This window comes from Kitasatospora sp. NPDC029367, from assembly GCF_055569135.1.
In genome coordinates this window covers 56,444-77,606 of the sequence record NZ_JBVHYH010000024.1, presented here as the reverse complement: position 1 = coordinate 77,606, position 21,163 = coordinate 56,444, and the positions used below count along the sequence as shown (strand labels likewise).

The window sequence follows — 21,163 nt, the reverse complement described above, 5'->3', positions numbered from 1 at the left end:
AAGAGCGGACGTCCTGGGCACGGCCTCGGGGTAACCCTGATTTCTCCCTGAGCCCGCCCGGATTCCCCCCGCGAACGGATGGACCGGGCCGGGCGGCGGCGCCACGCTACTGGCATGGACACTCGCCAGGACGAACTGCGGCGCGACCTCGACGCCACCCTGCAGGCCCGCAAGGAGCTCGGCAAGGACTACGAGGACGCGCTCCTCGACTCCTTCATGAAGCGCCTCGACGCCCGCCTGGACGCCCGGGTGGAGCGCTCGGTGGCCGCGCGGATGGACGCCGAGGGCTACGAGCCCGGCTACCGCGGCCGGGACCGGGACCGCGCGCGCCGCGGCTGGGCGCCCGGCCGGCCCGGCAACCGGCTGGCGGTGATCTCGCTGGCCCTCGGCATCCCGCTGACCGCGATCGCCAGCAACCCCACCAGCGGCGGCTTCGCCGGGCTGCTGGCCTGCTGGGCGGGCATCGTCGGGGTCAACTTCGCGGCTGCGCTGAGCAACCGCCGCGACCGGGACGAGCGGGACGGCCGCCGGTCGCGGGACGACTGGGACTGAACCCCGGCCGCCCCGCTCCCGGAACACCTCAGGCCAGCGGACCGGTGACCCGCTCCACCGCCCGCACCAGGTCCCCGGAGGCGACCAGCGCGGCGGCGGCCTCCAGGTCCGGCGAGAGGAAGCGGTCCCGGCCCGCCCCGCCGACCCCCGCCTCGCGGGCGGCGGCCATCGCGGCCGCGGTGGCCGGGGCGATCCGGCCGGCCGAGTCGGCCTGCTGACGGATCTCCAGCGCGCGGGCCGAGGCGGTCAGTTCGACGGCCAGGATCCGGCCGAGGTTGTCGACGGCCTGGCGCAGCTTGCGGGCGGCCGACCAGCCCATCGACACGTGGTCCTCCTGCATCGCGGAGGACGGGATCGAGTCGACCGAGGCCGGGACGGCGAGCCGCTTGTTCTCGCTGACCAGCGCCGCCTGGGTGTACTGGGCGATCATCAGGCCGGAGTCCACGCCCGGGTCGTCGGCCAGGAAGGCCGGCAGGCCGTGCGAGCGGGCCTTGTCGAGCAGCCGGTCGGTGCGGCGCTCGGAGATCGAGCCGAGGTCGGCGGCGGCGATGGCGAGGAAGTCCAGCACGTAGGCGACCGGAGCGCCGTGGAAGTTGCCGTTGGACTCCACCCGGCCGTCCGGCAGCACCACCGGGTTGTCCACCGAGGCGGCGAGCTCGCGCGAGGCGACCAGCTGGGCGTGCGCCAGGGTGTCCCGGCCGGCCCCGGCGACCTGCGGGGCGCAGCGGATCGAGTAGGCGTCCTGGACCCGCGGCGCGTCGTCCTGGTGGTGGCCGGTGAGGCCGGAGCCCTTGAGCACGGCGAGCATGTTGGCGGCGCTGAGCGCCTGGCCCGGGTGGGGGCGGATCGGGGCGTGCAGTTCGGGGGCGAGCACCTTGTCGGTGCCGAGCAGCGCCTCCAGGGTCATCGCGGCGGTGATGTCGGCGGTGGTGAACAGCCGCTGGAGGTCGGCGATGGCCATCACCAGCATGCCGAGCATGCCGTCGGTGCCGTTGATGAGGGCCAGGCCCTCCTTCTCCAGCAGCTCGACCGGCTCGATCCCGGCGGCGGCGAGCAGCTCGGCGACCGGCTTCTCCTCGCCGTCCGGGCCGGTGGCGGTGCCCTCGCCCATCAGCACCAGGGCGCAGTGCGACAGCGGCGCGAGGTCCCCGGAGCAGCCGAGCGAGCCGAACTCGCGGACCACCGGAGTGATGCCCGCGTTGAGCAGGGCGGCCATGGTCTGCGCGACCAGCGGGCGGACGCCGGTACGGCCGGAGGCCAGGGTCTTCATCCGCAGGAACATCAGCGCGCGGACCACCTCGCGCTCGACCGTCGGGCCCATCCCGGCGGCGTGCGAGCGCACCAGCGAGCGCTGCAGCTGGGCGCGCAGCTCGGGGCTGATGTGCCGGACGGCGAGGGCGCCGAAGCCGGTCGACACGCCGTAGACGGGGCGCGGCTCGGCCGCGAGGGCGTCGATCCGGGCGCGGGCGGCCGCCATCTCGGCGAGCGCGTCGGGGCCGATCTCGACCCGGGCGTTGCCCCGGGCGACGGCCAGCACGTCCTCCGCACTGACGTCGGCCTTGCCGACCTGGACCAGCGGAGCGTCGGGGGCCACAGCACTGTGCATATCCATATACACAATCACACCAGGTGAATGAAGATATGACAACAGCTGCTCGCCATCCGGATTCTCCGCCGTCCCGATCCCGACCGCACGCCCGGGGGCCGCCCTACCCCTTCAACTCGGCCTCGATCAGGTCCACCGCCCGCGCCGTACCCCCCTCGGCCCGAGCCGCGGCGGCCAGCACCGCCAGCCGCTCACCCACCGCCGGATCTTCGACCAGCTCCATCAGCGCAGCCCGCAGTGCCGCCGCGGTGGCCTCCTCGGTGTCCAGCCGGCGGGCGACGCCGAGAGCCACCAGCGCGTCCGCGTTGGCGAACTGGTCGACGGCCTGCGGCACCGCGATCATCGGCAGGGCGTGGAACAGCCCCTCGCTGGAGCCGCCCATGCCCGCGTGGGTGACGAAGGCGTCCGCCTGGGCGAGCACCGACAGCTGCGGCACCCACCGGTGCACCTCCACGGTGTCCGGCACGTCCCCCAACTCCGCCAGGTCGGTGTGCTTGCCGACCTGGAGCACGACGTGCCAGCCGGGCAGGTCGCCGAAGGCCTCGACGCAGGCCCGGTAGAAGGCCGGCCGATCGGTGAAGGCCGAGCCCAGCGAGACCAGCAGCACCTTCTCGGCGGCCGCCGGGCGCTCCCACCGCCCCTGGTGGGAGCGGTCGCCGAAGCAGGGGCCGACGAAGCTGAACCGCCGCTCGTCGACCCGGTCCGCATGGGGCTGGAGCGCACGCGGGACGAGCGCGATGCACCGCTCGGGGCGGTTCTTGAAGGCCTCCACATCACGCTCCACCGCGCCGGCCCCGGCCAGCCACTCACCGAACCGGCGGTAGTGCTCGGGGCCGCCGGGGCCGTTGCGGATCGCCTCGAAGACCTCGGCCAGGTCCCCCTCGATGTCGTCCCAGCCGACGAAGCAGGGGGACAGCTGCACCACCGGCACCCCCAGCCGCTCGCCGAACGCCCGCCCGGCGAAGCCCGCGATGTCGTAGAGCACCAGGTCGGGCCGGTCGCCCTCGAAGGCCTCCAGCAGCACGGGCCACATCGCCAGCGTGTCGTCCAGGAACACGTCCTGGATCGCCACCGGCTCATCCGGCCAGCCGGCCGGGTCGTCCGCGAGCGGCAACGCGCTCGGATAGGGGACGAACTCCGCGCCGGTGGACTCGACGATCCCGCGGAAGGACGGGTCGTTGACATAGCTGACCCGGTGCCCCCGGGCGACCAGCTCGGTGATCACCGCGAGGCTGGGATTGACGTGTCCGTGCGCCGGGACGGAGACCATCAGGATGTGTGCAGGGCGGTTCACAGTCACCTCCAAAGAACAAGACGAGACGTACCGTCTCGCTTCCAAGACAATACGTCTCGTCTCGCCATCTCGCCTAGACTTTTTCCATGGCCTCCAGAACCGCCCCCGACCCCGCCCGCCGCAGCGAGCGCGCCCGCGCCGCCGTCCTCGCCGCCACCATCGAACTCATCGCCGAGATCGGCTACGGCAAGCTGACCATCGAGGCGATCGCCGCCCGGGCCGGCGTCGGCAAGCAGACCATCTACCGGTGGTGGCCCTCGAAGGGGGCCGTCGTCTTCGACGCCTTCCTGGCCGTCAACCAGCACGAGGGCGGCCTGGCGCTCCCCGACACCGGCGACCTCGCCGCCGACCTACGCGCCGTCCTGCGCCCCACCAGCGACGAACTCACCGACCCGGGCGCCGACCGCTCCTACCGCGCCATCATCGCCGAGATCCTCAACGACCCGGCGCTGCACGCCGAGTACCGCACCCGCCTGCTGGACCCCCTGCTGGAGGTCACCCGCGACCGCCTCCGCACCGCCCGCGAGGCCGGCCAACTCGCCCCCGACGCCGACCTCGACCTCGCCGTCGAACTGCTCTACGGCCCGATCTACTACCGCTGGCAGTACCGCCTCGGCCCGCTCACCCACGAGCACGCCGACCGCCTGGTCGACGCCGCCCTACGGGCCCTCAACCCACCTGCCGCCGACGCCTGAGCACGTACACCAGCACCACCACAGCCACCAGCACCCCCACCACGACGAGGGCGACCCACCCGAACACCGCATCGAGCGCCCGCCCGACCACACTGCGCCGCACCTTCCGCTTGTGCCGCGAAACAGCGGCGGAGTGCTCAGTGATCTGATGCGCCCTCAACCCGGTCCGCACCGAATGCCCCCGCCCGACCCCCACCCCCGCCGACGCCGTAGGCCGCACCACCGGCACAGCCGAAGCCGGCGAGGCCACCCCACCCCCCACCACCAACACCCCGGCCACCACCGCACCCACCAACCGTCCGCCCACCGTCGCCCCCACTCCCCTTCAAACCCCCGCCACCTTCCCACCACCCGCCCCCACCCCGGCACCCACCCCCCGCACCAAAACCCCACCCCACCCCGCACCAACCCACCCCCACACCAACCCACCCACCCCCACCACCCACCCACCTCCCCACCCACCCCAGGCGAGAGGGACGCGCTGCGGGAGGGGGCGGTGGAGGGGGTGGGTGCGGAGAGGGGCGTGACGGGTGATTTTCAGACCGCCAACGGCGCCCAGCACTCATCGATGAGAGTCGGCGGTCGGAAAATCACCCAGCCCCCGGAGCGCCCACCCCCGGAACCGCCCCCGGACCAACCCACCCTCCCGAAAGCCCACCCCCCAACCAAAGCCCCGCGCAGCGGCCCCCACCGCATCAGCCCCCCGGCACCGACGCAGCTCCCCCCACCCCCACCGCCACCAAAGCCCTCAACGCACCAGCCACCTGCCCCAACGGCAACGTCGCATCATCCGCAAAGAGCTCCACCAACCACCCCCCCGCCGCATTCTGCCCACCCGCCGCGACCATCCCCCGGTACCCGGAGACCACGAGCATCGCCTCCTCCGCCGGGTCGTTCCCCGCCGCCCCCGCGCGGAGCGCGAACGCCCCGCCACGAACGGCCCGCCGCGTCATCGGGTAGTGCCGGAGGTCGAACACCGCGTCCGGCGCCTCGATCTGGGCCCGCTGGGTCTCGGCCCGGGTGCTGCTGGGCCCGCTGGTCATCCGGTAGACGGCGTGCTGGGCGGTGCGCATCAGCTGGGAGCCGGGCGGCACGTACGAGACCCACCAGCCGACCGCGTCGAGCAGCCGGGCGGAGGTCTCGGCGACGACGACCAGTTTGCCGAGGGTGTCGGCCGGGTGGACGGCCCGGGCGTCCGCGGCCTGGTCGAGGGCGGAGAGGACGGCGGTGAGCAGCTGCCCGGGGTCGGCGCTGTGGGCGGCGCCGCGGAACCGCCGCCGGTCGGCGGTGCCGGCCCGGCCGCCGGGCCCACGGCGTCCGTCGGCGCGGTGGTGGGGGTCGGCGGCGTCGGCGAGCAGCACGGTGGGGTCGGGCGAGAAGCCGGGGCCGTGGCTGCGTCCGGCGACGACGGGGTGGGCGGCGCGGGCGGCCTTGGCCCGGTACTGGGCGGCGTCGGCGAGCCGGAAGAGCCGGTCGGGGGTGGTGACCGGCCCGATGGAGTCCCCGGTGGAGGCGACACCGCAGGCGACCCCCTCGCCCTCGGCGAGGGCGAGGGCCCGGGCGCAGAGCTCCTCGGCGACGGCGACCACCTCGTCGGCCTTCTGTCCTTCGGCGAGCAGGCAGAACTCGTCCCCGCCGAGCCGGGCGGCCAGGCTGCCGGGCAGTTTGGCGGCGGCCAGCGAGAGCTGGTGGGCGAAGCGTTCCAGCAGCCGGTCGCCCATCTCGTGGCCGAGCTGGTCGTTGACCCGCTTGAGCCCGTTGACGTCGCAGACCACCAGCGAGACCACGGTGTTGTCCCGGTTGTGGGCCTCGAGCGCGCTCTCCAGCCGGGCGTCGACGGCCCGCCGGTTGGCGAGGCCGGTGAGCGGGTCGGAGAAGGCGAGTCTGCGCAGGTCGGCGAGGCGTTCGGTCTGGGCGAGGCCGGCCGAGATCTGGGCGGCGAGCAGGGTCGCGTAGTCGGCGTCGGCTTCGGTGAAGACCGGCAGGCCGACGGACCGGGCGAGGTAGAGCTCGCCCCAGGCCTGCCCGTGCAGCACGATCGGCGCGACCACGCAGCAGGCCCGACCGCGCCGGCGCAGCGCTGCGGCGCGCTCCTGGCAGTACGCGCCGGCGGTCGGGTGGGCGTGCCCGGCGTGCGGCGCGTCGTTCTCGGCGGTCTGCAGCCAGGCGCGCGGCAGCCGCCCGGTGGTCCAGCGTTCCTCCAGGTAGGTGACGATCTCCGGGAAGTCCGCGACCGGGTAGGACTCGTCCTGCGGCAGCTCCTCCTCGCCGGGGGCGAGCTCGCCGTGGTTGACCAGCACCCGGAGGCGGCCGGACTCGCGGTCCCAGACCGAGACCGCGGCCATGGTGGCGCCGAGCGCCTCGGTGGCCCGGGCGGCGGCGGCCCGGACGGCCTCCAGCGGGGTGAGCGCCCCGGCCATGTCCTGGGCGAGTTCGACCACCGACTGGAGCCGCAGGTCGGGCAGCGGGTCGGCGCGGTGCGGGCCCTCGCAGCCGCGGTCCGTCATGGTCGCCTCACCGCTCACCGGCTCGCCTCGCTCCCTGTGCTCGGTCCTACCGGACCCCCACCGGTCGGCCGCACCCCTTGGCCGCTTGCACCAAGACTATGGCGATTTCGTTCGGTTATGCCCCGTTTGCCCGGATGAACCCGCAACGGACCGTACGACCTTCAACCGTTCGGCCACCCGGATCACCCCCAGCCGGCCCCACCAAACGCCCCGACCAGCCAGACCCGACCAGCCCGCTCCCACCAGTCGGACCAGTCCAGCCGTTCCGACCGCTCCGGCTACTCCGCCTACTCCGCCTTCATCCGCCGCGACAGCAGCCAAGGCTCCACCAGCCCCAGCCCCCGCACCGGCCGCCGCCACATCGGCTGGAGGTGGAACCGCGCCCCCGTGTCCGGCCCCGGCACCGGCAGCCCGGAGGCGGGCATCCCGGCCGCCACCGACAGCGCCTCGGCCAGGCCCGGCCCCTCCGAGTCGGCGGCGGCGACGCTGCCGTTCTGCTCCAGGGCGGCGGCGAACTCGCCGTCGATCAGCACCGCGTCCTTGGGGGCGATCGAGGTGAGCCGGCTGGCCAGGTTCACGGTGGTGCCGAAGACGTCTCCCATCCGCTGGGTGACCGTCCCGAAGGCCATGCCGACCCGCAGCGCCGGGATGGTTTCGTCCTCGGCGAGGGCGTCGATCAGGCTGAGCGCGATCTCGGCGGCGGTGGCCGGGTCCTCGGAGACGTAGAGGATCTCGTCGCCCAGGGTCTTGATCACCCGGCCGCCCTGCCCGGCGATCAGGTCGGAGCAGGTGTTCTCGAAGGTCTCGACCAGCTCGCCGAGTTCCTCCTCCTCCAGCCGCCGGGACAGCCGGGTGAAGCCGACCAGGTCCGCGAAGCCCACCGCGAGCCGGCCGCTGGTGATCTCGTGGTCCTCGGCGGCCTGGACGACCCGGCCGGTGACGGCGGCCAGCTGGCGCCGCCAGACGTACACCAGGAACTGCTCCAGCTCCGGCAGCAGCAGTTCGACCAGCGGGTACGCGACGTCGGCGCGGGTGAGTCCGGGCTCGACGGCCTGGGTGAGGTTCTCCAGGAAGGTGTCCATCTGCCAGCCGGCCAGCCGGGCCGTGGTCTGGCCGGTGGAGCGGGCCACCTGGATCGCCATCGACTCGCTGAGCAGCCCGGACTCGACCAGTCCGGCCAGCCGCCGCAGCGCGATCACGTCACCGTCGGTGAGCGCCCGGGACTGGCCGATGTCGGGGAAGCCCATGGCCCGCCAGAAGCGGGTGGCCAGCTCCATCGGGACGTCGGCGGCACGCGCGGCCTGGTACGGGGTGTAGCGGCGTGGTGCGTCCAGGATCAGGCGTTCCAGTTCGAGCGCGACCGTGGGGTCGTGACTGCCCGCCGTCCCGCCGTTGCCGTCCTCTGCCACCGGTCCGTCCCCGTGCGGTCGCCGCACTTGCCTCGTGTCCTACCTGTCCGGGCGCACCGCCCGCCACCCGGGCGGGCAGTGGCGCGCCTCACACCGCTGCCAGGTGGAATGTTCGCACGGAATCGCGTGATCCGGGGCATCCGCCCGAGTCAAGGAGAGGTGAAGACTGCCGTTCAGCGCGGCTCGGGGCGGACGTGGACCACGTCCCCCGCGCCGACCGCCCGGCGTGCGCCGTCCGCGGTGCGGACCACCAGGCGGCCGTCGCCGTCGATCGCGACCGCCTCGCCGACCAGCTCGCGGTCGCCCGGCAGGTGCACCTTGACCGGCCGGCCGAGGGTGCTGCAGCGGTCCGCGTACGCACGCAGCAGGTCGCTGGCGTGCGGGTCCCCCGCGGCGGCCGTCCACTCCCGGTAGAGCCCGGCGAACTCGCGCAGCAGGGCGCGCAGCAGGACGGACCGGTCGGTGGTCGAGGCCCCGGCCAGCGCGAGCGAGGCGGCGGTGGGGACGGGCAGTTCGGCGGTGCGCAGCGAGACGTTGAGGCCGATCCCGACCACCACCGCGCCGCCGCTCAGCTCGGTGAGGATGCCGCCGAGCTTGCGCTCCGCGCCGTCGATCTCCACCTGGAGGTCGTTGGGCCACTTCAGCCCGACCTCGACCCCGGCCACCCGGTCGAGGGTGCTGGCGGCGGCCACCCCGACCAGGATCGGCAGCCAGCCGTACCGCTCGACCGGCACCTCCTCCGGGCGCAGCAGGAAGGACAGGAACAGTCCGGAGCGGGCCGGGGCGGTCCACTGCCGGTCCAGCCGCCCGCGCGCGGCGCTCTGCGCCTCGGCGACCAGCACCGCGCCCTGCGGGGAGCCGGCGCGGGCCCGCTCGGCGAGGTCGCTGTTGGTCGAGCCGGTCTCGGTGACGACGTCCAGCGAGGTCCAGAGCCCGCCCGGGACGACCAGGTCGCGGCGCAGCGCCTCCTGGTCCAGCGGCGGCCGGTCCAGGTCGGTCCAGGGGGACGGTCCGGTGCGGCCGAAGCCGCGCAGTCCGCTGCGGCGGGGGGTCTCGGGTGCGGTCATGGTGGCCACCCTAGGGCCCGTCCTCAAGCTCCCGCCCGCGGCAGGACCGGCCACAGAGGCGCAGTCCGCCCCATCGTCCCGCAGAACACCCGTTGACACACTGTGTCGATGGCCATAACGCCAGGACGTGCCGCATCGCCCTGCGCGCTGGTTACGCTACGCAGCGGTAGTTCGCAGCGCCGCCCTGCCCTCGTGCGCGAGCCCCCGATCCCGGCCCGCGCGATCGAACAGGTCGCGGCCCATGATCAGGGAGAGCCACCGGATGACCGAGGCGCCGTACGACCCCCACACCACCGCCGGGAAGCTGGCCGACCTGCGGCGCAGGCTGGACGAGGCGGTGCACTCCGGCTCGTCCAAGGCCGTGGAGAAGCAGCACGCCAAGGGCAAGCAGACGGCCCGGGAGCGGGTCCTGGAGCTGCTCGACGAGGACTCCTTCGTCGAGTTCGACGAGTTCGCCCGGCACCGCTCGACCAACTTCGGCCAGGAGAAGAACCGCCCGTACGGCGACGGCGTGGTGACCGGCTACGGCACCGTCGACGGCCGCCAGGTCGCCGTCTTCGCCCAGGACTTCACCGTCTTCGGCGGTTCGCTCGGCGAGGTCTTCGGTGAGAAGATCGTCAAGGTGATGGACTTCGCGCTGAAGACCGGCTGCCCGGTCATCGGCATCAACGACTCCGGCGGCGCCCGGATCCAGGAGGGCGTGGTCTCGCTCGGCCTGTACGGCGAGATCTTCCGCCGCAACGTGCACGCCTCCGGCGTCATCCCGCAGATCTCGCTGATCATGGGCCCCTGCGCGGGCGGCGCGGTCTACTCCCCCGCGATCACCGACTTCGTGGTGATGGCGGACCGGACCTCGCACATGTTCATCACCGGCCCGGACGTGATCAAGACGGTGACCGGCGAGGACGTCGGCATGGAGGAGCTGGGCGGCGCCCGCACCCACAACACCAAGTCCGGCAACGCCCACTACCTGGCCTCGGACGAGAAGGAGGCGATCGAGTACGTCAAGAACCTGCTGTCGTACCTGCCCTCCAACAACCTGAGCGACCCGCCGTCCTACCCGGAGCAGGCCGACCTCTCGGTCACCGACGAGGACCTCGAACTCGACGCCATCGTCCCGGACTCGGCGAACCAGCCTTACGACATGCACAAGGTGATCGAGCACGTCGTCGACGACGGCGAGTTCCTGGAGACCCAGCCGCTGTACGCGGGCAACATCATCACCGGCTTCGGCCGGGTCGAGGGCCACCCGGTCGGCATCGTCGGCAACCAGCCGATGGACCTGGCCGGCTGCCTGGACATCAACGCCAGCGAGAAGGCCGCGCGGTTCATCCGCACCTGCGACTCCTTCAACATCCCGGTGCTGACCTTCGTGGACGTGCCCGGCTTCCTGCCCGGCACCGAGCAGGAGTGGGACGGCATCATCCGCCGCGGCGCCAAGCTGATCTACGCCTACGCCGAGGCGACCGTCCCGCTGATCACCGTGATCACCCGCAAGGCCTTCGGCGGCGCGTACGACGTCATGGGCTCCAAGCACCTGGGCGCCGACCTCAACCTGGCCTGGCCGACCGCGCAGATCGCGGTGATGGGCGCCCAGGGCGCGGTCAACATCCTGCACCGCCGGGAGATCGCCGAGGCCGAGGCGGCCGGCACCGTCGAGGAGAAGCGGGCCGAGCTGATCGCCTCGTACGAGGACACCCTGCTGAACCCGTACCTGGCCGCCGAGCGCGGCTACGTCGACGCGGTGATCGCCCCGAGCGAGACCCGCCGGCACATCGTCCGGGGCCTGCGGGCGCTGCGCGGCAAGCGCGAGGTGCTGCCGCCCAAGAAGCACGGCAACATCCCCCTGTAGGCACCACCCCTCTCGGGAGAGAACCAGCCATGTCCCCGATCCACGTGCTGCACGGGCAGCCGACCCCCGAGGAGCTCGCCACCGTCCTGGCGGTGGTCCAGGCCCGGGCCGCCGCCGCGCAGGCCGCCGCCGAGGCGGCGCGCCTGGCCGGTGTCGGCCCGGCCTCCCCCTGGAACGACCGCTCCCGGCTGCTCCGCCCCGCCGTCCGCCCGGGCGTCAACGCCTGGCGGACCTCGGGCTGGGCGCACTGAGCCGACCGTGCGGAGCGGGAGGCCGGCCGGCCCGGCTTCCCGCTCCACGGCCCGCCCGGCCGCCCGCTCCGCCCGCTCCGCCCGAAACCTGAGTACGGATACTCAGGCGGCCGGGCCCACCCGCACCGCACTCTGGACGGGTGCTCTGGTCAGACCCCGAGGACGAGCCCTCGCCCGAGGCCCGTCGCATGCAGGAGCGGATGCAGCGGGCCGGCAAGGTGCTCGCCGCGATCGTGCTGGTGGGTGCCGTACTGATCATGGTCAGCCGGTACTTCACCTGAGTCGTTCACCGGAACGGCTCAACCACCCACCCCCTACCCTGGTGGGCATGACCGACCAGCGCTCCCTTGTCCTCGCTTCCGCCTCCCCCGCCCGCCTCGGGCTGCTGCGCCAGGCGGGGCTCGACCCGCGCGTGGTGGTCAGCGGCGTCGACGAGGACGCGATCACCGCCGCCACCCCCGGCGAGCTCGCCCTCGTCCTGGCCGAGGCCAAGGCGAAGGCGGTCGCCGCCGAACTGACCGACGGCGAGCTGGTGATCGGCTGCGACTCCGTCCTGGAACTGGACGGCCTGGCCCTCGGCAAGCCGGCCGACGCCACCGAGGCGCTGGCCCGCTGGCAGTCCATGCGCGGCCGCGCCGGGGTGCTGCGCACCGGGCACTGCGTGATCGACACCGCGACCGGCCGGCAGTCCTCGGCGACCGCCTCCACCACCGTCCGCTTCGGCACCCCGGACGACGCCGAGGTGGCCGCCTATATCGCCTCCGGCGAACCGCTGCACGTGGCCGGGGCGTTCACCCTGGACGGCCGCTCGGCGCCGTTCGTCGACGGCATCGACGGCGACCCGGGCAACGTCATCGGCCTGTCCCTGCCGCTGCTGCGCCGGCTGCTCGCCGACCTGGACGTCCGCATCACCGATCTGTGGACCAACTGACCAGCTGCTCCGTCCGGTTGTACCTCTAGGGCGTGTCTGACACGCCCTAAGCTGACCGGCGTTCGAACGGGGAGGGAACGCGGGCGATGAACGACAACGTGCTCAACGTGGTGCTCGGCCTGGTGGCCAGCGCCATCAGCGCCGGGATCGGCTGGCTGGCCCAGACCCTGCGGCGGCGCCGGAAGGTCGAGCGGGTACGGGAGTTCTTCGGGCTCCCGGCCGGCAGCGAGTGCCTCATCGTGGTGCCCCGCAGCATCGGGACGGGCTCGCACGCCACCACCGTGACCCGCCGGGACGCCTACGCCCTGATGTGGCTGGCCGGGCTGGTCGAGGAGTGCGGCGCCCGGCCCGAACTGGTCGCCCACGACGCCGCGCACCGCGGCCTGGGCGCCAAGACCGAGCTGTGCCTGGGCGGTCCGGTCAGCAACGAGCGGATGGCCGCCCACCTGGCCTGGGGCCTGCCGGGCGTGCTGGTCACCTCCGGCCCGGACCCGGGCAGCAACGTGATCACGGTCGGCGCCCGGGAGTTCACCGTCGAGCCCGACCGGACCCACGTGCTGCTGGCCCGGATCGCCACCCCGGAGGGCGGCCGCCCGGTGTTCCTGATCTCCGGCCAGACCGGCACGGCCAACCAGGCGGGCGTGCGCTACCTGGTCGCGCACCACCGCGAACTGGCCCGCGAGCACGGCCGGAACGGCACCTTCGCCCTCGTCCTGCGGGTGGTCAACCCGGCGGCGTACGGGCCGGACATGGTCGAGCCGGTCGCCGACGTGACGACCGAGGCGGTGCGCCGCCCGACCGCCGCGACACCGGCCGGAAGCACCGCGGCATGAGCGGGCCGCGGAAGGTGTGTCCCATCCCACCGACCCGCCACGCCGCCCCACGGTCACCCACCGTCGACCACCCCCGCCCGAGCGCACCGGCCACGACCTGCGCAGTCGTTCCCAACCCCGTCCCGGCGGCGGGGAATCCCATCACCGAGCGTGTGGGATAGTTCACAACCCGGGGCTACTCGCCGGTACCGCCCAGGAATCCATAAACTCATCGAGGTTCAAGAAGGGAGCCACAGTGCGCAAGGTGCTCATCGCCAACCGCGGGGAAATCGCCGTCCGCGTCGCCAGGGCCTGCTCGGACGCCGGTATCGCCAGCGTCGCCGTCTACGCCGAGCCGGACCGGGATGCGCTGCACGTCCGCGCGGCCGACGAGGCTTACGCGCTGGGCGGTGACACCCCCGGCACCAGTTACCTGGACATCGCCAAGGTCCTCAAGGCCGCCGAGGACTCCGGCGCGGACGCCGTCCACCCCGGCTACGGGTTCCTGTCGGAGAACGCCGACTTCGCCCAGGCCGTCATCGACGCGGGCCTGACCTGGATCGGCCCGCCGCCGCAGGCCATCCGCGACCTCGGTGACAAGGTCACCGCCCGTCACGTCGCCCAGCGCGCCGGCGCCCCGCTGGTGGCCGGCACCCCGGACCCGGTCTCGGGCGCCGACGAGGTCGTCGACTTCGCCCGGGAGCACGGCCTGCCGGTCGCCATCAAGGCGGCCTTCGGCGGCGGCGGCCGCGGCCTCAAGGTCGCCCGCACCCTGGAGGAGATCCCGGAGCTGTACGAGTCCGCGGTGCGCGAGGCGGTCGCCGCCTTCGGTCGCGGCGAGTGCTTCGTGGAGCGCTACCTGGACAACCCGCGGCACGTGGAGACCCAGTGCCTCGCGGACAAGCACGGCAACGTGGTGGTCGTCTCCACCCGTGACTGCTCGCTGCAGCGCCGGCACCAGAAGCTGGTCGAGGAGGCGCCCGCGCCGTTCCTGACCGAGGCCCAGAACGCCGAGCTGTACCGCGCCTCCAAGGCCATCCTCAAGGAGGCCGGCTACGAGGGCGCCGGGACCTGCGAGTTCCTGGTCGCGCTGGACGGCACGATCTCCTTCCTGGAGGTCAACACCCGTCTGCAGGTGGAGCACCCGGTCACCGAGGAGGTCACCGGGATCGACCTGGTCCGCGAGATGTTCCGGATCGCCGACGGCGAGGAGCTCGGCTACGGCGACCCGGAGGTGCGCGGCCACTCCTTCGAGTTCCGCATCAACGGCGAGGACCCGGGCCGCAACTTCCTGCCCGCGCCCGGCACCGTGACGCTGTTCGCCCCGCCGTCCGGCCCGGGCGTGCGCCTGGACTCCGGCGTGGAGTCCGGCTCGGTCATCGGCCCGGCCTGGGACTCGCTGCTGGCCAAGCTGATCGTCTCCGGCCGCGACCGCAAGCAGGCCCTGGAGCGGGCCCGGCGTGCGCTGAGCGAGTTCAGGGTCGAGGGCATGGCCACCGCCATCCCGTTCCACCAGGCGGTCGTCACCGACCCGGCGTTCGCGCCGGAGGTGCACGGCGGCGAGGGCCCGTTCACGATCTACACCCGCTGGATCGAGACCGAGTTCGAGAACACCATCCCGGCCTTCACCGGCGGTGCCGGCGAGGGCGAGGAGGCGGAGACCCGGGAGACCGTGGTCGTCGAGGTCGGCGGCAAGCGGATCGAGGTCTCGCTGCCGTCCTCGCTGGGCGTCGCGGCGGCCCCGGCCGCCGGTGCGACCGGTGCCGCCAAGGCCAAGCGCCGGGTGGGCGCCAAGAAGGCCGGTTCGGCCGTCAGCGGTGACACCCTGGCCTCGCCGATGCAGGGCACCATCGTCAAGGTCGCCGTCGAGGAGGGCCAGGTCGTCGCCGAGGGCGAGCTGATCGTGGTCCTGGAGGCGATGAAGATGGAGCAGCCGCTGAACGCCCACAAGGCGGGCACCGTGGTCGGCCTCAAGGCCGAGGTCGGCGCGAGCGTCAGCAGCGGCGCCGCGCTCTGCGAGATCAAGGACTGACGACGGGTTCGTCAATCTTCGACCGGTCCGTACTCCCTTCGGGGGGTGCGGACCGGTCGCGTTTGCCGCGCCGCCGTGAGCCGGGCTCAGCGCCCGCGCGGCAGGCCCATCTCGGCCAGCCGGACCGGCATCCCGCCGGGGCCGACCGGGCCGCCGCCGTGCGCCCCGGGGCGGCGCTGGCCGGGCAGCGGGGCGCCGCCGGGCGGGCCGGGACGGCGGCCCAGCGGGCCCGGCTGGGTCTGGTGCACCGGGCCGCTGCCGGTGCCGTGCACCGGGGCGTCGCCGCTCGGCGCGGCCCCGAGCGGCGCCAGGTCGATCTGCACCCCGCAGTCGGCGAGCGCGTCCAGTTCGCGGGCGCAGGCGTCGTCCGCGGTGGCCTGCTCGTCGGTGACCAGCCGGGTGATGGTCTCGGTGGCGACGGTCTGGAACATGCCGGCCGCGCCGAGCTTGGTGTGGTCGGCGAGGACGATGACCTCGGCGGCCGCCAGCACCATGGCCCGGTCCACGCTCGCGGACAGCATGTTCGCGGTCGACAGCCCCCGCTCGGCGGTCAGCCCGCTGCCGGAGATGAAGGCCTTGGTGACCCTCAGCCCCTGCAACGACTGCTCGGCGCCGCTGCCCACCAGGGCGTAGTTGGAGCCGCGGAGGGTGCCGCCGGTCATCACCACCTCGACCCGGTTGGCGTGCGCCAGCGCCTGGGCGACCAGCAGCGAGTTGGTGACCACCGTCAGCCCGGGCACCCGGGCCAGCCGGCGGGCCAGCTCCTGGGTGGTGGTGCCGGCGCCGACCACCACCGCGTCGCCCTCCTCCACCAGTCCGGCGGCGGCGTCCGCGATGGCGCTCTTCTCCGCCGCGGACAGATGGGTCTTCTGCGGGTAGCCGGGTTCGCGGCTGAAGCCGCCGGGGAGCACCGCGCCGCCGTGCCGGCGGTCGAGGAGCCCTTCTGCCTCCAGCGCCCGCACGTCACGACGCACGGTCACTTCGGAGGTCTGGACGACGCGGGCCAACTCCCGGAGCGAGACCGCTCCGTTGGCGCGCACCATTTCGAGGATCAACTGGCGACGTTCTGCTGCAAACACAGAACCGACGGTAACCTGCGTGACCGTCTGCTTTCAGGCGTTTGCAGCTGGTAGCGGGAATTGCTCACGCAAGAGCGGCGCGTGACCGTACAATACGCGCCGTCAACACCCCGGAACTGCGCCCGCCGTCCGGGTGACGATCATGCCCGCGCGAAGGGCGGCCGCCGACCGGCAGCCGCCCCAACTGTGCGCCTTGAGCTCAGGATTCGCCGCCGGCCCGCTTCCGGACGTGCAGCTGCCGGGCGGCCTCGGCGGTCGAGCCGGAGACCGACGGGTAGACGGTGAAGGCGCTGGCCACCTGTTCGACCGTCAGATTGGCGTCCACCGCGAGCGCGATCGGGTGGATCAGTTCGCTGGCCCGCGGGGCGACCACGACGCCGCCGACCACGATGCCGGTGCCCGGGCGGCAGAACAGCTTCACGAAGCCGTCCCGGATGCCCTGCATCTTCGCCCGCGGGTTGCCGCGCAGCGGCAGCTTGACCACGACGGCGTCCATCTTGCCGCACTCCACGTCGGCGGCGGTGTAGCCGACGGTGGCGATCTCCGGGTCGGTGAAGACGTTGGAGGCCACGGTCTTGAGGTTCAGCGGCTGCACCGCGTCGCCCAGCGCGTGGTACATCGCGATCCGGCCCTGCATGGCCGCCACCGAGGCGAGCATGAAGACGCCGGTGCAGTCACCGGCCGCGTACACGCCCGGGGCGCTGGTGCGGGAGACCCGGTCGACCTGGATCTGGCCCCAGTCGTTGAGCTTGACCCCGGCCTCCTCCAGGCCCATCTCCGCGGTGTTGGGGATCGAGCCGACCGCCATCAGGCAGTGGGTGCCCTCGATCACCCGGCCGTCGGCGAGGGTGACCTCGACCCGGTCGCCGATACGCTTGGCGCTCTCGGCCCGCGAACGGCCCATCACGTTCATGCCGCGGCGGCGGAAGACGTCCTCCAGCACCTCGGCGGCGTCCGGGTCCTCGCCCGGCAGCACCCGGTCGCGGCTGGAGACCAGGGTGACCTTGGAGCCGAGCGCCTGGTACGCGCCGGCGAACTCGGCACCGGTCACACCGGAACCGACCACGATCAGCTCGCGGGGCAGCTCCTCCAGGTCGTACACCTGGGTCCAGGTGAGGATCCGCTCGCCGTCCGGCTGGGCGTCCGGCAGCTCGCGCGGGTGGGCGCCGGTGGCGATCAGCACCGCGTCGGCGCGCAGCGACTGCACGCTGCCGTCGGGGGTGTCCACCAGCACCTCGCGGGAGCCGTCCACGGCCTGCCCGCCGGCGCCGAGCCGGCCGCGCCCGCGCAGCACGGTGACCCCGGCGCGGGTGACGGACTGGGTGATGTCGTGGGACTGCGCGATCGCCAGTCGCTTCACCCGGCGGTTGACCTTGCCCAGGTCCACGCCGATGACCTTGGACTCCCGCTCCTCGGCGGCGCCCTGGTCGACGGTGATGCCCAGCTCCTCGTACGAGCTGTCGAAGGTGGTCATCACCTCCGCGGTCGCGATCAGCGTCTTCGACGGCACGCAGTCCGTGAGCACCGCCGATCCGCCCAGACCGTCGCGGTCGACGACGGTCACCTCCGCGCCGAGCTGAGAGGCCACCAGGGCCGCCTCGTAGCCGCCGGGTCCGCCACCGATGATCACGATCCGAGTCACGTACCCCATTGTCCCGCACGCCGGGAGCGGCGCCACAACTGGGTCCGGGCTCGATCTCCTCGTCCACTCGCCCCGCCCCGTGGGCCGACCGGGCTACGCTGCACCCATGCCCCTTTACGCCGCGTATGCCACCAACCTCGATGCCCGGCAGATGACCCGCCGAGCCCCGCACTCCCCGCTCCGCGGCACGGGGTGGCTGGACGGCTGGCGGCTCACCTTCGGCGGCGAGCAGCTCGGCTGGGAGGGCTCGCTGGCCACCGTCGTGGAGGACGAGAAGGACCAGGTCTTCGTCTCCCTCTACGACATCGCACCGATGGACGAGGAGGGCCTGGACCGCTGGGAGGGCGTCCAGCTCGGCATCTACCGCAAGATCAAGCTGCGGGCGCAGACCCTGGACGGCGACATCCCGGTCTGGACGTACGTGCTCAACGACTACGAGGGCGGCCTGCCCGCGGCCCGCTACCTCGGCCTGATCGCCGACGCCGCGGAGAGCGCCGGGGCCCCGCACGACTACGTGATGGAGCTGCGCCGGCGGCCGTGCTGACCGCCGGTCCGCTTTCCGTACGAATCGACGAACCCGGTCGCCCGGAAGCGCCACCGAGCTGTGTCTTCGGGTCAACCGGGTAACGATCCGACATGCCGGAGCGGAATTTCTACGCGCGTAGCCGAAAGCCGTCTATCCTCGGACCCGTGAACGCTTCTCCTCAGTCGGTCGTCTCCGCCGACCCCTACGCCGCCGCCCAGGCCGCCGCCGAGCGCCTGCGCGAGCTGACCGGTGCCGAGCGGCACGACGTCGCCCTGGTGATGGGCTCCGGCTGGGTGCCGGCCGCCGACGCCCTGGGCGAGACCGTGGCCGAGTTCCCGGTCACCGAGCTCCCGGGCTTCCCCGCCCCCGCCGTGGCCGGCCACGCCGGCAAGATCCGCTCGGTGAAGATCGGCGACAAGCGCGCCCTGATCTTCCTGGGCCGCAACCACTACTACGAGGGCCACGGCGTCGCCACCGTCGTCCACGGCGTGCGCACCGCCGCCGCGGCCGGCTGCGGGATCATCGTGCTGACCAACGGCTGTGGCGGTCTGCGCCAGGGCTGGACCCCGGGTCAGCCGGTCCTGATCAGCGACCACATCAACCTCACCGCGGACTCCCCGATCGTCGGCGCCAACTTCGTCGACCTCACCGACCTGTACTCCAAGCGCCTGCGCGCGCTGTGCCGCGAGGTCGACCCGAGCCTGGACGAGGCCGTCTACGTCCAGTTCCGCGGCCCGCACTACGAGACCCCGGCCGAGGTCAACATGGCCCGGGTGATCGGCGGCGAGCTGGTCGGCATGTCCACCACCCTGGAGGCCATCGCCGCCCGCGAGGCCGGCTCCGAGGTCCTCGGCATCTCCCTGGTCACCAACCTGGCCGCCGGCATCACCGGCGAGCCGCTCAACCACGAAGAGGTCCTGGAGGCCGGCAAGGCCTCGGCCGAGCGCATGGGCGAGCTGCTGGCGAAGGTCCTGGAGCGGATCTGACGCCTGCCGGGCGCAGAATCATGAACGACGGGGCCCACGGGCGGCGTGATCCGCTGATCACGCCATCCCGGGGGCCCCGTCCGCATGTGCACACCTCTTCTCCCCTTTGCGTGGAACCCTCCGGCCGTCACCCGACGCACTTCCCGATGGAGCAGGCAAGAACATGACGCAGGCACTCAACCCCGATCTCCTCGCCCGGGCCCGCACCTGGCTGGCCGAGGACCCCGACCCCCAGACCCGCGAGGAGCTCTCCGCCCTGCTCGCCCGGGCCGAGGGCGCGGAGGCCCAGGAGGACAACACCCGCGCCTGGTCCGAGCTCTCCGAGCGCTTCTCCGACCGCCTCCAGTTCGGCACCGCCGGCCTGCGCGGCGAGCTCGGCGCCGGCCCGATGCGGATGAACCGCGCCGTGGTGATCCGGGCCGCCGCCGGCCTGGTCGCGTACGTGAAGCAGCAGGGCCTCGGCGACCTCGTGGTGATCGGCTACGACGCCCGGTACAAGTCGTACGACTTCGCCCGGGACACCGCCGCCGTGGTGGTCGCCGCCGGTCTGCGCGCCGCGCTGCTGCCGCGCCCGCTGCCGACCCCGGTGCTCGCCTTCGCCGTCCGCCACCTGGGCGCGGCCGCCGGCGTGACCGTCACCGCCAGCCACAACCCGCCGCAGGACAACGGCTACAAGGTCTACCTGGGCGACGGCTCGCAGATCGTCCCGCCGGCCGACGCCGGGATCGCCGCCGAGATCGACGCGATCGGCTCGCTGGACGACGTCCCGCGCGCCGAGGAGGGCTGGGAGGTGCTCGGCGAGGACGTCGTCGAGGCCTACCTGACCCGGGCCGTCTCGATCGTCGACGAGCACAGCCCGCGCGAGCTGGACGTGGTCTACACCCCGATGCACGGCGTCGGCCGCGACACCCTGGTCGCCGCCTTCCGCCGGGCCGGCTTCCCCGCGCCGACCGTGGTCGCCGAGCAGGCCGAGCCCGACCCGGACTTCCCGACCGTGGCCTTCCCCAACCCGGAGGAGCCGGGGGCGATGGACCTCGCCTTCCGCACCGCCGCCGCGGTCGGCCCGGACATCGTGATCGCCAACGACCCGGACGCCGACCGCTGCGCGGTGGCCGTCCCGGTCAACGGCAACGCCGTGGGCAGCGGCAACGGCACCTCCGGCTGGCGGATGCTGCGCGGCGACGAGGTCGGCGCGCTGCTGGGCTCCGCGCTGGTCGCGAAGAAGGCCGAGGGCACCTTCGCCACCACCATCGTCTCCGCCACCCTGCTCGGCCGGATCGCCGAGGCCGCCGGCCTGGGCTACGCCGAGACGCTGACCGGCTTCAAGTGGATCTCCCGCGCCGAGGGCCTGCGCTACGGCTACGAGGAGGCGCTCGGCTACTGCGTCGACCCGGAGGGCGTCCGGGACAAGGACGGCATCACCGCCGCCCTGCTGGTCGCCGAGCTGGCCGCGACGCTCAAGAAGTCCGGCCGCACGCTGACCGACCTGCTGGACGACCTGGCGCTGGAGCACGGCCTGCACGCCACCGACCAGCTGTCCGTCCGGGTGCAGGACCTCTCGCTGATCGCCGACGCCATGCGCCGGCTGCGCGAGCAGCCGCCGACCGTCCTGGCCGGGCTGACCGTCACCCGCGCCGACGACCTCTCGGCCGGCTCGGCCGAGCTGCCGCCCACCGACGGCCTGCGCTACTACCTGGCCGGCGAGACCGTGCGCTCGGCCCGGATCGTGGTCCGCCCGTCGGGCACCGAGCCCAAGCTCAAGTGCTACCTGGAGGTCGTCCTCCCGGTCGGCAGCGCGGCCGACCTGGCCGCCGCCCGGGAGCGGGCCGCCGGGCTGCTCGCCGACATCAAGCGGGACCTCGGCGCGGCCGCCGGCATCTCCGCCTGACCCCACCGCACGCCCGTGCCTCCCCACCCCCTCG

At 73.4% G+C, this 21,163-nt stretch carries 17 protein-coding genes and 1 pseudogene; 11 read left to right on the top strand and 7 right to left on the bottom strand.

The annotated features are described in order from the left end of the window. The first annotated feature begins 114 nt into the window (after nucleotides 1-114). The gene (locus ACZ4W5_RS16020; RefSeq protein WP_360239718.1) at nucleotides 115-552 is read left to right on the top strand and encodes a hypothetical protein; all 438 of its coding nucleotides are present in this window, start codon (nucleotides 115-117) and stop codon (nucleotides 550-552) included. A 28-nt stretch (nucleotides 553-580) separates the two neighbouring features. On the opposite strand, the gene hutH is transcribed toward ACZ4W5_RS16020, so the two are convergent. Together hutH and ACZ4W5_RS16010 are read right to left on the bottom strand one after the other, a co-directional pair. Then, the gene (gene hutH / locus ACZ4W5_RS16015; RefSeq protein WP_360239721.1) at nucleotides 581-2,164 is read right to left on the bottom strand and encodes a histidine ammonia-lyase; all 1,584 of its coding nucleotides are present in this window, start codon (nucleotides 2,162-2,164) and stop codon (nucleotides 581-583) included. A 97-nt stretch (nucleotides 2,165-2,261) separates the two neighbouring features. Continuing rightward, on the bottom strand, nucleotides 2,262-3,428 hold the full coding sequence (locus ACZ4W5_RS16010) for a macrolide family glycosyltransferase (protein WP_465655059.1): 1,167 nt from the start codon (nucleotides 3,426-3,428) through the stop codon (nucleotides 2,262-2,264). A 110-nt stretch (nucleotides 3,429-3,538) separates the two neighbouring features. Here ACZ4W5_RS16010 and ACZ4W5_RS16005 point away from each other — a divergent pair, with 110 nt between their 5' ends. Then, nucleotides 3,539-4,147, top strand: coding sequence for a TetR/AcrR family transcriptional regulator (locus ACZ4W5_RS16005; RefSeq protein WP_465655023.1), 609 nt, complete (start codon nucleotides 3,539-3,541; stop codon nucleotides 4,145-4,147). Nucleotides 4,148-5,412: 1,265 nt separating this feature from the next. Here ACZ4W5_RS16005 and ACZ4W5_RS16000 read toward each other — a convergent pair. The 3 genes and pseudogenes from ACZ4W5_RS16000 to ACZ4W5_RS15990 form a co-directional block, all read right to left on the bottom strand. After that, nucleotides 5,413-6,567: pseudogene (locus tag ACZ4W5_RS16000) on the bottom strand (GGDEF domain-containing protein); the annotation flags it as partial. Nucleotides 6,568-6,941: 374 nt separating this feature from the next. Further along, nucleotides 6,942-8,063, bottom strand: a complete 1,122-nt coding sequence (locus ACZ4W5_RS15995) for an adenylate/guanylate cyclase domain-containing protein (RefSeq protein WP_360238000.1) — start codon at nucleotides 8,061-8,063, stop codon at nucleotides 6,942-6,944. Nucleotides 8,064-8,236: 173 nt separating this feature from the next. After that, nucleotides 8,237-9,130 (bottom strand): biotin--[acetyl-CoA-carboxylase] ligase, encoded by an 894-nt coding sequence (locus tag ACZ4W5_RS15990; RefSeq protein WP_360238002.1) that lies wholly within the window; start codon nucleotides 9,128-9,130, stop codon nucleotides 8,237-8,239. Nucleotides 9,131-9,371: 241 nt separating this feature from the next. Here ACZ4W5_RS15990 and ACZ4W5_RS15985 point away from each other — a divergent pair, with 241 nt between their 5' ends. The 6 genes from ACZ4W5_RS15985 to ACZ4W5_RS15960 all read left to right on the top strand — a co-directional run bounded on the left by ACZ4W5_RS15985 (nucleotide 9,372) and on the right by ACZ4W5_RS15960 (nucleotide 15,008). Further along, entirely contained in the window at nucleotides 9,372-10,982 is a 1,611-nt protein-coding gene (locus ACZ4W5_RS15985) for an acyl-CoA carboxylase subunit beta (RefSeq protein ID WP_402489381.1), read from the top strand. A 29-nt stretch (nucleotides 10,983-11,011) separates the two neighbouring features. Then, the gene (locus tag ACZ4W5_RS15980) at nucleotides 11,012-11,233 is read left to right on the top strand and encodes an acyl-CoA carboxylase epsilon subunit (protein ID WP_360238004.1); all 222 of its coding nucleotides are present in this window, start codon (nucleotides 11,012-11,014) and stop codon (nucleotides 11,231-11,233) included. A 140-nt stretch (nucleotides 11,234-11,373) separates the two neighbouring features. Then, on the top strand, nucleotides 11,374-11,514 hold the full coding sequence (mmpB, locus tag ACZ4W5_RS15975) for a morphogenic membrane protein MmpB (protein ID WP_360238006.1): 141 nt from the start codon (nucleotides 11,374-11,376) through the stop codon (nucleotides 11,512-11,514). 47 nt (nucleotides 11,515-11,561) lie between these two features. Continuing rightward, nucleotides 11,562-12,164: a nucleoside triphosphate pyrophosphatase gene (locus tag ACZ4W5_RS15970; protein ID WP_465655020.1), complete on the top strand. Its 603-nt coding sequence runs from the start codon at nucleotides 11,562-11,564 to the stop codon at nucleotides 12,162-12,164. 86 nt (nucleotides 12,165-12,250) lie between these two features. Beyond that, entirely contained in the window at nucleotides 12,251-12,997 is a 747-nt protein-coding gene (locus tag ACZ4W5_RS15965; protein ID WP_465655018.1) for a hypothetical protein, read from the top strand. Between the two features lie 235 nt (nucleotides 12,998-13,232). After that, on the top strand, nucleotides 13,233-15,008 hold the full coding sequence (locus tag ACZ4W5_RS15960) for an acetyl/propionyl/methylcrotonyl-CoA carboxylase subunit alpha (protein ID WP_402489374.1): 1,776 nt from the start codon (nucleotides 13,233-13,235) through the stop codon (nucleotides 15,006-15,008). An 86-nt stretch (nucleotides 15,009-15,094) separates the two neighbouring features. On the opposite strand, the gene ACZ4W5_RS15955 is transcribed toward ACZ4W5_RS15960, so the two are convergent. Both ACZ4W5_RS15955 and ACZ4W5_RS15950 read right to left on the bottom strand, forming a co-directional pair. Then, nucleotides 15,095-16,087, bottom strand: coding sequence for a DeoR/GlpR family DNA-binding transcription regulator (locus ACZ4W5_RS15955; protein WP_360238014.1), 993 nt, complete (start codon nucleotides 16,085-16,087; stop codon nucleotides 15,095-15,097). Between the two features lie 199 nt (nucleotides 16,088-16,286). Then, a complete protein-coding gene (locus tag ACZ4W5_RS15950; RefSeq protein WP_402489371.1) occupies nucleotides 16,287-17,738 on the bottom strand; it encodes an NAD(P)H-quinone dehydrogenase in 1,452 nt (483 codons plus the stop codon). Between the two features lie 97 nt (nucleotides 17,739-17,835). Between ACZ4W5_RS15950 and ACZ4W5_RS15945 the strand changes: the two genes are divergently transcribed. The 3 genes from ACZ4W5_RS15945 to ACZ4W5_RS15935 all read left to right on the top strand — a co-directional run bounded on the left by ACZ4W5_RS15945 (nucleotide 17,836) and on the right by ACZ4W5_RS15935 (nucleotide 21,129). Beyond that, on the top strand, nucleotides 17,836-18,273 hold the full coding sequence (locus ACZ4W5_RS15945) for a gamma-glutamylcyclotransferase family protein (RefSeq protein WP_350503464.1): 438 nt from the start codon (nucleotides 17,836-17,838) through the stop codon (nucleotides 18,271-18,273). Between the two features lie 146 nt (nucleotides 18,274-18,419). Next, nucleotides 18,420-19,241, top strand: a complete 822-nt coding sequence (locus ACZ4W5_RS15940) for a purine-nucleoside phosphorylase (protein ID WP_360238019.1) — start codon at nucleotides 18,420-18,422, stop codon at nucleotides 19,239-19,241. 163 nt (nucleotides 19,242-19,404) lie between these two features. Beyond that, nucleotides 19,405-21,129, top strand: a complete 1,725-nt coding sequence (locus ACZ4W5_RS15935; protein ID WP_465655015.1) for a phospho-sugar mutase — start codon at nucleotides 19,405-19,407, stop codon at nucleotides 21,127-21,129. The last annotated feature ends 34 nt before the right edge of the window (nucleotides 21,130-21,163 follow it).

What these genes read in the sequence shown, in the direction of transcription:
- ACZ4W5_RS15950 (WP_402489371.1), bottom strand. Translation starts at nt 17,738, where the DNA reads ATGGGGTACGTGACTCGGATCGTGATCATCGGTGGCGGACCCGGCGGC.
- ACZ4W5_RS16020 (WP_360239718.1), top strand. Translation starts at nt 115, where the DNA reads ATGGACACTCGCCAGGACGAACTGCGGCGCGACCTCGACGCCACCCTG.
- ACZ4W5_RS15935 (WP_465655015.1), top strand. Translation starts at nt 19,405, where the DNA reads ATGACGCAGGCACTCAACCCCGATCTCCTCGCCCGGGCCCGCACCTGG.
- ACZ4W5_RS15965 (WP_465655018.1), top strand. Translation starts at nt 12,251, where the DNA reads ATGAACGACAACGTGCTCAACGTGGTGCTCGGCCTGGTGGCCAGCGCC.
- hutH (WP_360239721.1), bottom strand. Translation starts at nt 2,164, where the DNA reads ATGGATATGCACAGTGCTGTGGCCCCCGACGCTCCGCTGGTCCAGGTC.
- ACZ4W5_RS16005 (WP_465655023.1), top strand. Translation starts at nt 3,539, where the DNA reads ATGGCCTCCAGAACCGCCCCCGACCCCGCCCGCCGCAGCGAGCGCGCC.
- ACZ4W5_RS15970 (WP_465655020.1), top strand. Translation starts at nt 11,562, where the DNA reads ATGACCGACCAGCGCTCCCTTGTCCTCGCTTCCGCCTCCCCCGCCCGC.
- ACZ4W5_RS15980 (WP_360238004.1), top strand. Translation starts at nt 11,012, where the DNA reads ATGTCCCCGATCCACGTGCTGCACGGGCAGCCGACCCCCGAGGAGCTC.
- ACZ4W5_RS15985 (WP_402489381.1), top strand. Translation starts at nt 9,372, where the DNA reads ATGATCAGGGAGAGCCACCGGATGACCGAGGCGCCGTACGACCCCCAC.
- ACZ4W5_RS15945 (WP_350503464.1), top strand. Translation starts at nt 17,836, where the DNA reads ATGCCCCTTTACGCCGCGTATGCCACCAACCTCGATGCCCGGCAGATG.
- ACZ4W5_RS16010 (WP_465655059.1), bottom strand. Translation starts at nt 3,428, where the DNA reads ATGGTCTCCGTCCCGGCGCACGGACACGTCAATCCCAGCCTCGCGGTG.
- ACZ4W5_RS15990 (WP_360238002.1), bottom strand. Translation starts at nt 9,130, where the DNA reads ATGACCGCACCCGAGACCCCCCGCCGCAGCGGACTGCGCGGCTTCGGC.